The 14,092-nt window shown below is 64.8% G+C and carries 11 protein-coding genes; 9 read left to right on the top strand and 2 right to left on the bottom strand.

Annotation, left to right across the window (positions count from 1 at the left end; translation table 11 throughout):
- The 6 genes from ligD to EOA75_RS16740 all read left to right on the top strand — a co-directional run.
- On the top strand, positions 1–2,032 hold a 2,032-nt coding region (gene ligD, locus EOA75_RS16765), incomplete at its 5' end, for a DNA ligase D (protein ID WP_127324687.1).
- A 291-nt stretch (positions 2,033–2,323) separates the two neighbouring features.
- Complete coding sequence (locus EOA75_RS16760) at positions 2,324–3,235, top strand: Ku protein (RefSeq protein WP_127324686.1); 912 nt, start codon at positions 2,324–2,326, stop codon at positions 3,233–3,235.
- An 11-nt stretch (positions 3,236–3,246) separates the two neighbouring features.
- A complete protein-coding gene (locus tag EOA75_RS16755) occupies positions 3,247–4,359 on the top strand; it encodes a tetratricopeptide repeat protein (RefSeq protein ID WP_127324685.1) in 1,113 nt (370 codons plus the stop codon).
- 33 nt (positions 4,360–4,392) lie between these two features.
- The gene (locus tag EOA75_RS16750; RefSeq protein WP_127324684.1) at positions 4,393–5,043 is read left to right on the top strand and encodes an alpha/beta family hydrolase; all 651 of its coding nucleotides are present in this window, start codon (positions 4,393–4,395) and stop codon (positions 5,041–5,043) included.
- 170 nt (positions 5,044–5,213) lie between these two features.
- Positions 5,214–5,990, top strand: coding sequence for an exodeoxyribonuclease III (xth, locus tag EOA75_RS16745; protein WP_127214362.1), 777 nt, complete (start codon positions 5,214–5,216; stop codon positions 5,988–5,990).
- A gap of 162 nt (positions 5,991–6,152) precedes the next feature.
- Positions 6,153–7,343 carry a hypothetical protein gene (locus EOA75_RS16740; protein WP_127324683.1) on the top strand — a complete coding sequence of 397 codons (1,191 nt, stop codon included), beginning with the start codon at positions 6,153–6,155 and terminating at the stop codon, positions 7,341–7,343.
- A gap of 151 nt (positions 7,344–7,494) precedes the next feature.
- Here the strand turns inward: EOA75_RS16740 and EOA75_RS34060 are convergent, their stop codons facing one another.
- Together EOA75_RS34060 and EOA75_RS16730 are read right to left on the bottom strand one after the other, a co-directional pair.
- Positions 7,495–7,584, bottom strand: a complete 90-nt coding sequence (locus EOA75_RS34060; RefSeq protein ID WP_164746769.1) for a lasso RiPP family leader peptide-containing protein — start codon at positions 7,582–7,584, stop codon at positions 7,495–7,497.
- A 76-nt stretch (positions 7,585–7,660) separates the two neighbouring features.
- On the bottom strand, positions 7,661–7,768 hold the full coding sequence (locus EOA75_RS16730; RefSeq protein ID WP_095824524.1) for a hypothetical protein: 108 nt from the start codon (positions 7,766–7,768) through the stop codon (positions 7,661–7,663).
- A 347-nt stretch (positions 7,769–8,115) separates the two neighbouring features.
- On the opposite strand from EOA75_RS16730, the gene EOA75_RS16725 reads away from it, so the two are divergent.
- From EOA75_RS16725 to EOA75_RS16715, 3 genes are all read left to right on the top strand, one after another.
- Positions 8,116–9,606: a WD40 repeat domain-containing protein gene (locus EOA75_RS16725; RefSeq protein WP_127324682.1), complete on the top strand. Its 1,491-nt coding sequence runs from the start codon at positions 8,116–8,118 to the stop codon at positions 9,604–9,606.
- 83 nt (positions 9,607–9,689) lie between these two features.
- Positions 9,690–11,936, top strand: a complete 2,247-nt coding sequence (locus EOA75_RS16720; RefSeq protein ID WP_127324681.1) for an SEL1-like repeat protein — start codon at positions 9,690–9,692, stop codon at positions 11,934–11,936.
- 167 nt (positions 11,937–12,103) lie between these two features.
- Positions 12,104–14,092 (top strand): amidase (locus EOA75_RS16715; protein WP_127324680.1); only part of this gene is annotated, 1,989 nt, incomplete at its 3' end.

Here is a 14,092-nt window from a genome sequence, read left to right as displayed (position 1 = left end):
CAAGAAGAACTGGCTGCTTTTCAAGGAGCGCGATCTCGCCTCCGACTCCGAGCTCGACATTCTCGAAGCGCGGCCGGAAAGCGTCAAGTCGGGCCGGCGCATCGAGGAACTGGCAGCGCCGAGAAAGCCGCAGCGCCTGCCGCCGAAACCTGGCTCGCTGAAACCCGGCGCGCTGCCCGGCGCGGTCAAGGCAGACCCGCCAAGCCGCATCGAGCCTCAGCTCGCCGCGCAGGTGAGCGAGCCGCCCGGCGGCGAGGACACCGGCACGCTCTGGCTGCATGAGATCAAGTTCGACGGCTACCGCACCATGGCGCATGTCGTGGACGGGAATGTGCGGCTGATCACCCGCGGCGGCCTCGACTGGACCAAGCGCTATGGCGATCTCCCGCAAGCCTTTTCGCGCCTGCCGGTCAGCCGGGCGATCATCGACGGCGAGATCATGGTGCTGGACGACAAGGGCATCTCGCGCTTCGCGCTGCTGCAGGACGCGCTGGCCCAGGGCGCCGGCTCGAAGCTGCATTTCTACGCCTTCGATCTCCTGCATCTCGATGGCTGGGACCTGCGCAGGGCGCCGCTGCAGAAGCGTAAGGCGCTGCTTGCCGAACTGCTCGCCGGCCAGGCGGCAAACTCCGCCATCCAGTACAGCGACCACGTCGAGGGCGATGGCCGCGGGCTTTACGACCAGGCCTCGGACCTTGGGCTGGAAGGCGTCGTCTCCAAGCGCGCCGATGCCATCTACATGAGCGGCCGAACCAAGAGCTGGACCAAGGTCAAGGCGCAAAAGACGGATGATTTCGTCATCGCCGGCTACACCGTCTCCGACCGGGCGGAAGGGCTTGCGGCGCTAGGCATGGCCGAGTTCGTCGACGGCGAATTGCACTATCGCGGCAAGGTCGGCACCGGCTTCGACCGCGGCATGGCGACCGACCTGCTGACCCGGCTGGAGCGGCTGACCGTCGGCGCCACGCCGCCCGAAGGGGTGCCGCGCGATATCATGCGCGAGATGCATTGGGTGAAGCCGCTGCTGTCGGCACGCGTGCGTTATTCGAACCGTACCGCCGACAATGCGATCCGCCACGGCGTCTTCCGCGGCCTGCGCGATGTCGGCGGCCTGACCACGCCGGTTGCGGTCAAGCGCAAGCGGCTGATCGCCGAGTCCGACCTCGCCACCATCTGGGTCACCAATCCGGAGCGGCGGTTGTTCGGCAAGACCGGGCCGACCAAGCTCGACATTGCCGTCTATTACGCGCTGGTCGGCGATTTCATGCTGCCGCACATCATCGGCCGCCCGGTGTCGCTGGTGCGCTGCCCGACGGGGCGGCCGCAGGACTGCTTCTTCCAGCGCCACGCCTTCACCGGCATGCCGCCTTCGGTGGCGGTGTTCGAGAGCATCAGTTCGGAAGGCGAGCCCAAGACCTACCTCTCGGTCGAGGACGCCAAGGGCTATCTGGCACTGGCGCAGTTCGGCGTCGTCGAGTTCCACACTTGGGGCACGCACCGCACCAAGCTCGACAAGCCCGACCAGATCGTCTTCGACCTCGACCCGGGCGAGGGGATTTCCTGGCGCGAGGTGGTCGAGGCGGCCGTCCACATCAAGGGCGGACTGGAGAGCCTCGGCCTGGTGCCGTTTGCAAAGACGTCCGGCGGCAAGGGCATCCACATCACAGTGCCGGTGACGCGCAAGCAGAACTGGAAGAAACTGCACCAGGCCTCGAGCACCATTTCCACTTTGCTCGCGGCAAGCGCGCCCGACACTTTCGTCACCGTCATGGGCAAGGAAAACCGCAAGAAGCGCATTTTCATCGACTTCCACCGCAACGCCCGCGGCCACACCTCCGCCGCTCCCTATTCGCTGCGCGCCCGCACCAACCTGCCGGCATCGACCCCGATGAGTTGGACCGATCTGGAGGCTATCGACGCGCCCGAGGATCTGAACTACGCCTCGCTGCCGGGACTGTTGGAGACCTCGGGCGATCCCTGGGCGGAGATCGACGAGGCCGCCAGGGATTTGCCGGTGGTTGAGGGAAAGTAAACCGCAGGCGTTGGCGATCCGTCACACCCCCCTCTGTCCTGCCAGCGTTCGGTTTCCATCTCCATCGACGCTTCCTACAATTTGAATTATCCTCCGCGCCAACCGGCCCAAGAACACTTCGTCAGCAATTTGCATGTACCATCAAGGGTCGGTGTAGCATTTCCGGAGCGCCAACCGTCCTTCGGACGAAGCGCCGGAGCATGATCCCGAAAAGTGGGAAACCGGTTTTCGGCAAAGATCAGGCTTCCAAAAAAGTAAAACTGTCAGTGCATGGCCGCGTAGGAGTTCATCATGGCGCCCAGGGCAAGTTGGAAAGGTTACCTCAAGCTCAGCCTCGTCAGCTGTCCGGTCCGGCTTTATCCGGCCACCAGCGCGAGCGAGCGCATCTCGTTCAACCAGCTGCACAAGAAGACCCACAACCGCATCAACATGAAGCCGGTCGATCCCGAACTCGGCCTGGTCGAACGCTCGGACCTGGTCAGGGGCTACGAATATGAGGACAAGCAGTACATCATCATCGATGATGCCGACCTCGACGCGGTCCGGATCGAGTCCAACCACACGATGAACATCGAGGCCTTCGTCGACGAGAATGAGGTCGACGTCATCTACCAGGACTCGCCCTATTACCTTGCCCCGGACGGCGCCATGGCCGAGGAGACCTTCGCGGTGCTGCGCGAAGCGATGCGCAGATCCGGCAAGCTGGCGATTGCCCGCCTTGTCCTTTCCAGCCGCGAGCGCGTGGTGACGATCGGCCCGCGCGAGAACGGCATGTTCGTCTGCACCTTGAGGAACCCCAACGAAGTGCGCGGCACGGCTGAATATTTCGGCAACATCCCGGCCGGCAAGCCGGATCCGGAAATGCTCGATCTCGCCCAGGCGCTGATCAAGCAGAAGGAAACTCATTTCGATCCGAAGAATTACGAGGATCGCTACGAAGTGGCGCTGATGGGGATGATCCGCGAGAAGCTCAAAGGCCACAAGCCGATCATCGCGGCGGCGCCCGAACGCGGCAATGTCATCAACCTGATGGATGCGCTGAAAGCGAGCCTGTCGCAGTCGGCCAAGCCGCCGGCCAAGTCGAAGAGCAAGGCCGAGGAGGCGCCGGCCAAGCCCGCCAAGAAGGCGGCCGCCGGCGGCGGCGCGCCTGAGAACCCGCTGAAAGCGAGCCTGTTGAAAGCCGTCGGCAAGAGCAAGAAGTGACGGGAGGGCCGGTGATCCTCCCCGGCGCCGTGTTCGGCGCCGTCGGCCCGCTGGCCGCGTTTCCGCTCAGGCTCGCCGCGCGCGAGGTCGAGCGCCGCCATGCCGAGTTGAGGCGCGGCGTCACCCGTCGCACCACCCATGTCGTGTTCGGCCGCACGCTGCTGGCCAAGGCGGCCACGGCAAGAACGGGCGATGGCGACATCGAGCGCCGCGTGCAGGCCGAGCGCGAAGCCGGGCGCGAATTGGTCAGCGAAAACGGCTTCCTGCGCTTGCTCGGCTTGTTGAAGGCGCCTCAGGCGTCGTCGCTGTCCCGGCAGTCGCTGATCGACCAGTCGCGGCTTGCCGCCAGCGATCTCGACATGCTGTCGCTGTTCGACGCCTTCGAACATGACGGCGAACCCTATTCCTTCCGCGACCTGATCCTGGCCAGAAAATATGCCGGGTTGATCGCCAGCGGCGCGACATGGGGCGCGATCGCGCGCTCGGTGCATCGCTCCGGTCCGGTCGCCTCGCTCACCGCCAAGTCGCTCAATCTCGGTTCGCAGCATGGCCGGCCGGACGCGATCTATCTCGACGAGGGCCGCAGCGAGCTCGACGGCCAGCTTCTCTTCGACCTCGGCTCACCGGAAGACGACACGCTCGAGGAGCTGTTCGCCGAGGCGGAAGCCGCGGAAGAGGAGGGGCGGCACGACGAGGCCGCAGCGCTCTACCAGCGCTGCATGGCGATCGATCCAAAAGATGCCATCGCCGCCTTCAACCGCGCCAACTGCCTGCGCGGCGTCGGCCGCGCAGCGGAAGCCGCGCATGATTATGCCCGCGCGATAAAGCTCGATCCCGGCTTCGTCGAAGCCTGGTTCAACCTCGCCGGCTTGGTGGGCGACGAAGGCAAGGTCGCGTCGGCGCGGCGGCACCTGCAGAAGGCGATGGCGCTCGACAAGGCCTATGCCGACCCGGTGTTTAACCTGGCCCGGCTTGAGTTCGACGCCGGCAATCTGGCCGAAGCCCGCCGGCTGTGGGCGCGCTATCTGGAGCTCGACGCGGAGTCCGAATGGGCAAGACTGGCGCAGAAGGGAATCCAGTTCGTGGATTTGCACATGACCGGCGAGCGAGATGTTCGCGCCTGAGACGGAGTGCGGCCTTGCCAGGAAGCCCGCCCGATGACCTACTTCCTCTTCGACGGCCCCGACTCCGCCCCTGTCACCGTCCTGCTCGCGCATGGCGCCGGTGCGGCGATGGACTCGGCCTCAATGGCCGTGACAGCGAAGGCTCTCGCCACCGCCGGTTTCCGCGTCGCGCGCTTCGAGTTCCACTACATGGCTGCGCGCCGTTTTGGCCATCGCAAGCCGCCGCCGCGCGCCGAGACGGTGAACCCGGAATATGTCAAGGCGATCGGCGATCTGCGCGCCAAAGGCTTGACCGGCAAGCTCATCATTGGCGGCAAGTCGATGGGCGGGCGCGTCGCCTCGATGGTCGCCGACGAGATGTTTGCCAAGGGCGAGATCGCCGGGCTGGTTTGTCTGGGCTACCCCTTCCATCCGCCCGGAAAGCCGGAGCAACTGCGGACAAAACATCTCGCCGACCTGAAGACGCCGACGCTGATCTTCCAGGGCACCCGCGACGACTTCGGCACCAAGGACGAGGTCGCGACCTACGGCCTTTCCGCGGCAATAGAGATGATCTGGCTGGAGGACGGCGACCACGATCTCAAGCCCCGCAAGGCGGTGTCGGGGTTTTCCGTGGCGGATCACCTGAAGACGGTGGCGGAGACGATAAAAGCTCGGATGGCGCCTCTCGCTTCGTCATCCTAGGGCGAAGCAAGGAGCGAAGCGACGCGGCGCAGACCCTAGGATCCATGCCGTGACGCTAAGGCATTGCAACGGCTCAGAATTTTTGCCCCCGCAGAGTTCCACGGCGATGGTCACGGCATGGATCCTCGGGTCAAGCCCGAGGATGACGAATGAAGAGGCGTCTTCGGCAAATGAAACTCGCCACCTTCAACATCAACAACATCAACAGCCGGCTGGAAAACCTCTTGGCTTGGCTCGTCAAAGCCAAGCCCGACGTCGTCTGCCTGCAGGAACTGAAATCCCGCGACACGCAGTTTCCGCTGACCCGGCTGGCGAAGGCCGGTTATGGCGCGGTGTGGAAGGGCGAGCCGACCTGGAACGGCGTCGCCATCCTGGCTCGCGGCGCCGAGCCGGTGCTGACACGCGACGCGCTGCCCGGCGACGATGCCGACCGCCAGGCGCGCTACATCGAGGCGGCGGTCAACGGCATCGTGATTGCCTGCCTCTACGCGCCGAACGGCAATCCGCAGCCCGGGCCGAAATTCACCTACAAGCTCGCCTGGCACCAGCGCTTCGCGGCGCATGCGAGCGAATTGTTCGACACCGGCCTGCCGGTGGTGCTTGCCGGCGACTTCAACATTGTGCCCGAGCCGCGCGACATCTACGCCACCCGCTCCTATGACGACAACGCGCTGGTGCAGCCTGAAAGCCGCGCCGCCTTTGCGGCGCTGATCGATCAGGGCTGGACGGATGCGCTGCGCAAGGTCTTTCCGAAGGAGGAGAAGCTCTACACGTTCTGGGACTACCGCCGGAACCGCTGGCCGCGCGACGCCGGCTTACGGCTCGACCACATTCTGTTGTCGAAGAAGCTGGTGCGGAAGCTGAAAGGAGCGGGCATCGATCGGGAGGTGCGTGCCGAGGAAAATGCCAGCGACCATGCGCCGGTGTGGGTGGAGTTGGCGACCTGACCTTCTTCCACAACAAAGGGAGAAGATTACGTCAGCGCTGTCCCTCGCAAATAATGTCTGTGCAGCAACGTCGGCTCGCGTTAGCTTTTGCAGGACTACGAGGGGGCGCGGACCTTATGCTTTTCAGCTTGAGTATTTTTCTCCAGCCAACGCTTCCCCGCCGTGGCTGACAACGCCCTCGTTCTCTTCATCTCCGTCCTTGTCATCGCCGGCGCCACTGCCCTCATGGCGCTCGCTTTGCGCTGGCGGCGCAAGCGCCGCAGGGCGCGCGGCAATCCCAATCCGGCCGGCGATTATGCGTCGCGCACCGCCTGGGGTCCGACATCCGGCAAGCTGAACTTCTCATCCTTCGTCTTCATGGATGTCGACGGCGACGGAACCTATGGTCAGGCCGACCGCCCGATGGCCGGCATCATGGTGCGGCTGTTCGACCAGTCCGGCCGCTTCATCGTCGCGGCGCGAAGCAACGCTGCCGGTTTTGCCAACTTCCCGATGTCGTCGAAGCGGCGCAGCGCCGTGATCCGCTCGCCTGGAACCTTTCGCTTTTCGGTCTCCGTGCCGCCCGGCTGGCGCGCCAGCGGCGCCAACGAGAACCAGCCTGTGCGCGTGACGGATGCGCCCGGCTCGCTTGTCGGTTTGGCCGGAGAGGGCCTGCCAGGGCCCGTCGGCCTTACCCCTGCGCGCATGGTGAGCGGCAGGACGCCGGCCGCGGCCACCGCAACCCTATCCGTGATGGGCAACGGCCAGCTGCTCGAAAGCCACCCGCTCGGCGCGGCCACCACCTTCCGCTTCCCGCTCGCCGCCCAGGCCGATCAGGTCGTGATCGCCGGCGGCGGGTTCGACCGGCGCCTCGCGCTGTCGGCCTATCCGGCCGACCTCGGCTTCCTTGCGTCCGGGGCGCTTCAGCCCGATGCGGCGCTCAGCACCATCGGCTTCGACGACATCACCACGCGCGGCCTGAGCAAGATTCCTTCCGGGTACGCCGGGCTCGACTGGTACAATCTCAACGCCATGTCGCGTGACCACACCAGGAACAGCGAAGGCTACGTCAACGGCAACGTCTCGGGCGCCTATATCGCCTATACCAGCAGCGGCCATCCGGCAGAGTTCGGCCGTGCGGCGCCTTTCGGCTTCCATTCGGTGATGCTGAGCGCCGCATGGCTGCGCTCGGAAGGGGAGAGCGCGCTGGTCGAAAGCTGGCTGGGGGACGAGTTGATCGCGCGCGACGAGGTCACGCTGTCGGCGCTGGCGCCGGTTCAATACGCGCCGATGCTGAAGGCGGTGACGCGCGTGCGTCTATCGACCAAACATTACTGGCAGATGGTGTTGGATGATCTCGTGCTGGCGCTCTGATGCATGTCGCCGAAGCGCGGCGGCTTATGAATGGGATATGTCAAAGACGAACTATGTCGCCCAGAGGATGCCGCAGCTTCGGGAGAAGAAGTGCATCAAAACAAGGACTTACAGCGCGTTGCCTGAATTTTGGTGCAACGCGCTGTAATGGTCAGAAGGTGAGCGAAGTGGCGCCGTTGGCGGTGACTGCCGAAAGCCTGCCCTTCTTGACCAGCCTTGGTTTCTCATAGGTTTTCTTCATGGCCGGTTCCGCGAATTTCCTGGATCGCAAGAAGGAGCCAGGGTCGGCAGGCATCAACAGCAGATTGTCCGGCAGATCAGCTCGCCGGGCCGCCGCCATTGATAACAGTAGAAGGACCGCCGGCGACAATTGTCGAAAGCTTGCCTTTGCGGACCAACACAGGCTTCTCGTAAATCTTCTTCATGCTGTGGCTCTCCTGAAAATCCCGGGCGGATAATGTCATAAGAGCGTTTGCTGTCAACCAGCGCGGGTAGTCGAGCTTGTTATTCTTGGGGAGTGTGGCTTTCTGCTCACGGGCCGCTTGTTTATGGAGCGAAAGACATCACGCTTCGGTTCTGAGCATCGGGATATTGGCTGGCCGGCTGAGTAAAGCCGAAATTCGGCCGGCGGCGGGATTGAAGAAGTCGCGCCGCGCCAAAGCACGTTTACCTTTCTTCGTGTGATCTCTTGCACTTAGCCCCGGCGAAAAGCTCGGCTAGAATGGCCGATGCGCCTTCCGCCAGTTGGAGTGGAGGCGCCTGGGGGATGCCGATGAAAAGATCGACCGACAGGCTGTTGGCGCTGGCGATGCTCGTCGTCGGCTTCGCTTGCTTCGCCAAGCTTTATCTGGCGCTGGGGGGCAAGCCCCCGGCCACGACGAGCGCCGGGATCTTCGGCGCGGCGGGCATGCTTTCGATTCTCGCCGGGCTTTCGTTCCTTGCCGGCCTGCTGCCGGGCGCGCCAAGGCATGAGCCTTCGGCGCCGCTGTTCGGCCGCGACGCTGCGACCGTGCCGGCCGGGCGTCCGCGGCTGCGCCGCATCGCGCTTGCCGTGCCGCTCATTGCCCTTGTCGTCATCCTCGCCGACCAGTTCGGCCGGTGGCGGGAAACAGGGGGCGATGCGGCCGCGCCGGCCAGGGAAGTCGCCGTCGCTCCGGCGGAGCCTGGGACCGAGCCAGTGTCGGCGCCTGTCGCGCCGGCGTCGACGACCGCACCGTCCGAGCCGGCGGCCGCTCCGCCGCAGGCCGCCGCACCGGCGCAGCCTGCAACAACGCCGGCCCGGCAGACCGCGCTGGCGCCGGCCACGCCGCCGCAGACGCTGGTGCCGCCTCGGTCACCGCCCCCAGCCCAGCCGACCGCGCCGGAAGGCCACCGCGATGCCGTCGTCTGGCTGGCGGTGTCGGCCGACGGCCACCAGATCATGAGCGCCAGCACCGATCGCATGATCAAGCTCTGGGATATCGACGGCAAGCGGCTGATCCGCGACCTTGGCGTCCACAAGGACATGGCGCGCAGCGCGCTCTTCATGCCCGACGGCAGAAGCGCGCTCACCGCCGGCGACGACGGCGAGATCGTGCTGCGCCAGCTTTCCGATGGCACAGTGCTGCATGTCTTCTCGTCCGGAGCGAACGGCGGCGTCCGGCAACTGAAGATCAGCCCCGACGGCAAGCTCGCCGTCAGCGGCCACGACACCGGTTCCGTCGTCGTCTGGGATTTGCAGAAAGGCACGGTGCTGCATGTCCTGCCGGGCCACGATTGGTCGGTGAGTTCCGTCGCCATCTCGCCAGATGGCGCCAGGGCGCTCACCGGCAGCATCGACGGCGAACTGAAGCTCTGGGACATCCTTGCGGGCAAGCAGCTGCGCAGCTGGCACGGCCACGATCGCGGCGCCTATGGCGCGCTCTTCCTGGCCGACGGCCACCATGCGGTGACCGGCAGTGGCGACTACACGATAAAACTCTGGGACCTCGACACCTTCAAGGAGGTGCGCCGCTTCGACGGCCACTCCGGCACCGTCTATGCGCTCGCCTTATCGGCCGAGGGGAAACGGCTCGGCTCCGCCTCGCTCGACGGCACGGCGCGGATCTGGAATATGGATACGGGCGCCGAGATCGCCGAGTTCGACCCCGGCACCGGGCCGATCTACTCGGTCGCCTTCGCCGCCGACGGCACGCTTTTGACCGGCGGCATCGACCGCACCATTCGCGACTGGCCGGCGGCAGGAGGGGAGGGCACGGTGCTGTTCGCCGGCGCGCCGGAGTGATCGAGATATTCGCAACCACGGATATTCCAGAACGGCTCTGCTTGCGCTACTAATTACTGGTGGTTGCAAGTGGGGCGGGTACTATGAGCAATAACGACGGGTCTCTGGACGCGAATACAACTGTCATCAGTGCGCCTGTGCGGCGCCACGGAAGAATCCTTTTCATAATCCTGGCATTGCTGGCCGCTTATGTGCTGCTTGGACCGTTGAGAAATTACTATGTGCAATGGTCGGCAATAAGGAAAGTACAGGCGGCGCACCTAGCTAAGGATTATGAGGAAGAATTTCGTCAGCTGTCGGTGCTGGCGAGCATGGGCAACCGGGATGCTCAGGGCTATCTCGGCGCAATGTACTGGCGTGGTGACGGAACCGCACAGAACGACGAGCAGGCGGTCTACTGGTGGCGCAAGTCAGCTGACGGCGGAATTGCGGAGGCTGAAGCGTCGCTTAGCCAAGCTTATTCTCTTGGACGTGGTGTCGCGAAGGACGATCAGCTTGCGGCCAGTTTGGCGAGGAAGGCGGCGGATAAGGGCAATGCAAATGGCGAATACCAGCTCGGCGTCCTTTATTTGCAAGGTCAGGGGGTGGTCAAAAGTGCTGAACAGGCGGTCTATTGGTGGCGCAAAGCGGTCGATGCAGGAAGCGTCGAGGCGGCATACAGCCTCGGTCAGGCTTATTATAGCGGTCTGGGCGTCAAGATAGACGACAAAACAGGAGCGATCTGGACTCGCAGGGCGGCCGACAAAGGGCATTCAGAAGCCGCTTATGTCCTCAGCAGGGCGTACAAGTTCGGCTTAGGCGTAGAGAAAGACAGCCAACTCGCCGCCACATGGGCGCGCAAGGCTGCAGATCAGGGAAACGCGGACGGCCAATGGATGCTCGGCGTGCTCTACCATCTGGGTGAGGGCCTGACACAGAACGACAGCCTTGCATTTCAATGGTGGATGAAGGCCGCTGCCGGTGGCGTCATGCAGGCGCAATACAGTGTCGGCACCGCGTATGCTACTGGAAAGGGCGTTGGCAAGGATGATGCCCAGGCACTCCTCTGGATGAGCAGGGCGGCCAACCGGGGGGACGCCTTAGCACAATCAAGCCTGGGTTCGATGTACTGGCTTGGTATGGGCGTACGGCAGGATGATGTTCAAGCCGTTGCCTGGTGGCGCAAAGCTTCGGAGCAAGGCAACGCCGAAGCACAGTTGTTGCTGGGGAATGCGTACTTGAAGGGCAGGGGCGTTGCTCAAAGCAGCCGGGATGGTGCAGCCTGGTGGCTCAAAGCCGCGGACGCAGGCAACGCGGACGCTCAAGGGCAACTCGGCATTCTGTACCACCAAGGCCTCGGCGTTGCTCGGGACGACCGGTTGGCGGTCAAATGGTGGATCAAGGCCGCGGCCAGCGGCGTTGCGGTGGCACAGTACAGTCTCGCGAACGCGTATCGCACGGGAAATGGCATTGCCAGGGACGACGCCCAGGCATTCTACTGGATGAACAAGGCAGCGGATCAAGGCACTCCTCTGGCGCAATCCGCGCTCGGCGGGATGTATGCCGCTGGCGCGGGTGTTCCGCAGGACCACGCTCAAGCCGCGGTTTGGTGGCGCAAGGGCGCCGAGGCAGGAAATGCCGAAGCCGGCTACAATCTTGGCCGGGCCTATTTGCTCGGCGAAGGTGTCGAGAATAATGACCGGCTGGCCGCCGAATGGACGCAGATGGCAGCCGACGGGGGTAATGCCGATGCCCAATATCAGCTAGGCATTCTGTACCATGAAGGCCGCGGATTTGCTCGGGATGGCGGATTGGCCTTCCAATGGTGGATGAAAGCCGCGGTTAAGGGGCATGCCGTCGCGCAATACAATGTCGGCACGATGTATGGATTGGGACAGGACGTCAAACGGGACGACGGCCAGGCACTCGCCTGGTTGAGCAAGGCTGCTGAGCAGGGCAACGCAGAGGCCGAGGAGGCAGTCGGGAACGCCTATTCCACGGGTACCGGTGTCTCGGAGAGCAAGGCTAATGCAATTGCGTGGTGGCTCAAGGCCGCACGGCAAGGAAAGCTAGATTCGAAGCTCAGCCTGGCTTATGCATATGCAAACGGCGTAGGCGTCGCAAGGGACGACAAGGCCGCCGAGACCTGGTGGCTTGAAGCAGCCCAGGCTGGCAATGTCGATGCCGAGTTCAGCCTTGGTACGCTCTACTTGCGGGGGATTGACGGCAAGCCGAACTACCCGGAAGCAACCAAGTGGTTCCTCAAGGCGGCCGAGCACGGCAACGCCCAGGCCAAGACCTATATCGAGCTCATGAAGGAAAGCGGCCAGTTCGATAGCAAGACGCTGTGAGAGGTGGGTGCCTTGCGGCATGCTGGTGATTGGTGAATGTCTGGGCACATCAATCTCTCCCTTGCGGGGAGATGCCCGGCAGGGCAGCAGGGGCGTGCGGAGGAACGCGGCCTTCGCGACTACGCCTTCGCCGGACGAGTGATTGCTGACAAGAGGTTCGCCAAGCCATGAATATAGTCGAAGCCTCGATCGCCGACCTGCGCCGCGCGCTGGAAGACGGCACAGTCACAAGCGTCGAGCTCACCGGCGCGTACCTGCGGCGCATCGCCCATTACGACCGCCACGGCATAGCGCTGAACGCCGTGCCCATCCTCAATCCAAAGGTGTTCGAGGAGGCGGCAGCTTCCGACCGCCGACGCCGCGCGGGCAAAACGCTTGGACCGCTGGACGGCATCCCCTACACCGCCAAGGACAGCTACAAGGTGAAAGGCCTGACGGTCGCGGCCGGCTCGCCGGCCTTCGAGCATCTGATCGCCAGCGAGGACGCCTTCACGATTGCCCGGCTGCGCGCCGCGGGCGCGGTGCTCATCGGCCTCACCAACATGCCGCCGATGGCCAATGGCGGCATGCAGCGCGGCGTCTATGGTCGCGCCGAGAGCCCCTACAACAAGGATTATCTCACCGCCGCCTTCGCCTCCGGCTCGTCGAACGGCTCGGGGACGGCGACGACCGCGTCCTTCGCCGCCTTCGGGCTCGGCGAAGAAACCTGGTCGTCCGGCCGCGCGCCGGCCTCCAACAACGCTCTGGTCGCCTACACGCCGTCGCGCGGCGTGATCTCGGTGCGCGGCAACTGGCCGCTGGTGCCGACCATGGATGTGGTGGTGCCGCATACGCGGAGCGTGCCGGACATGCTGGAACTGCTCGACGTCATCGTCGCCGACGACCATGACACGCGCGGCGATTTCTGGCGTGTGCAGCCCTGGGTTTCGGTCCCGAAGGCATCAGCGCTGAGGCCGGCGAGCTATACCGGGCTTCCCCTGCAAGGCGCGCTTGAGGGCAAGCGGCTCGGCGTGCCGAAAATGTATATCGGCAAGGATCTCGGCGCCGGCCGGCCGATCGAGACGCGCGCCTCTGTGCTGGAGCTCTGGCGGCAGGCCGCGCATGACCTGCAGGCGCTCGGCGCCGAGGTGGTCGAGGTCGATTTCCCCGTCGTATCGAACTATGAGCGCGACCGTCCGGGCGCGCGCTCCATGGTTGATCGCGGCCTGGTGCCGGAGGAATTTGCAAACCGCGAGATCTGGGACCTGTCAATCTGGTCGTGGGACGATTTCCTGCGCGCCAATGCTGATCCCGCGATTCCCGATCTCGCCTCGGTTGATGGCCCGAAAATCTTCCCGCAGCCGCCGGGCACGCTGCCCGACCGCTATGGCGACGACGGCTTCGACCTGGCGGACTATGTCGAGCGGGCGAAGGACGGGGTGAGCCCGCTCGAGGCCATTCCCACCATGGAGGACGGGCTGAAGGGGCTGGAAGAGACGCGCCGCATCGACTTCGAGAACTGGCTCGACGCCAACCGCCTCGACGCCGTGGTGGTGCCGGCCGTCGCCGATGTCGGCCCGGCCGATGCGGATGTCAACGAGGCCTCCGCCGATCTTGCCTGGCGCAACGGCACCTGGGTCGCCAACGGCAATCTGGTCTGGCGGCATCTCGGCATCCCGACGGTGGCGGTGCCGATGGGCACCATGGCCGACATCGGCATGCCGGTGGGCTTGACCTTCGCCGGCAAGGCCTATGACGACGTGGCGCTGCTGACGATGGCCGGCGGCTACGAGCGCGCCACCCAGCGCCGCACCGTCCCGCCACGCACGCCGCCGCTGGCCGATGATGTGTTTGAACGGAGCGAGGGCACATTGGGCCGCCCCAGCGAAGCGCTGCTTATGCTGGCCCTCACCGCCGAGACAATCCATGCCGGCGACACGGACGAGATCGCGATCGCGCTGGAGATCGACGCGGGCGAGGCCGGGCCGGATGCAGCCGTGAAAGTCCACGTCAACGGCGAACCGGTCGCCATGCAGGGAAGCGGCAACCGCCACACCGGCCGGGCCGTCGTGCCGGCTGCGACGCATCAGGGCTTCCACAGCGTCTGGCGCCGCGCCTACGGCTCGATCGTCACGGCGATCGTGAGGTTGGCGGACGGGCGGAGCGCCGGCGCTTAT

The sequence above is a fragment of the Mesorhizobium sp. M1A.F.Ca.IN.022.07.1.1 genome (assembly GCF_003997575.1).
GTDB lineage: Bacteria > Pseudomonadota > Alphaproteobacteria > Rhizobiales > Rhizobiaceae > Mesorhizobium.
The sequence above is the reverse complement of the archived record's forward strand: the minus strand, read 5'-3'. Positions and strand labels throughout refer to the sequence as shown.

Excerpts from the sequence above, each read along its gene's own strand:
- EOA75_RS16760 (WP_127324686.1), top strand. The coding sequence starts at position 2,324 with ATGGCGCCCAGGGCAAGTTGGAAAGGTTACCTCAAGCTCAGCCTCGTC.
- EOA75_RS16750 (WP_127324684.1), top strand. The coding sequence starts at position 4,393 with ATGACCTACTTCCTCTTCGACGGCCCCGACTCCGCCCCTGTCACCGTC.
- xth (WP_127214362.1), top strand. The coding sequence starts at position 5,214 with ATGAAACTCGCCACCTTCAACATCAACAACATCAACAGCCGGCTGGAA.
- EOA75_RS34060 (WP_164746769.1), bottom strand. The coding sequence starts at position 7,584 with ATGAAGAAAACCTATGAGAAACCAAGGCTGGTCAAGAAGGGCAGGCTT.
- EOA75_RS16730 (WP_095824524.1), bottom strand. The coding sequence starts at position 7,768 with ATGAAGAAGATTTACGAGAAGCCTGTGTTGGTCCGCAAAGGCAAGCTT.
- EOA75_RS16725 (WP_127324682.1), top strand. The coding sequence starts at position 8,116 with ATGAAAAGATCGACCGACAGGCTGTTGGCGCTGGCGATGCTCGTCGTC.
- EOA75_RS16720 (WP_127324681.1), top strand. The coding sequence starts at position 9,690 with ATGAGCAATAACGACGGGTCTCTGGACGCGAATACAACTGTCATCAGT.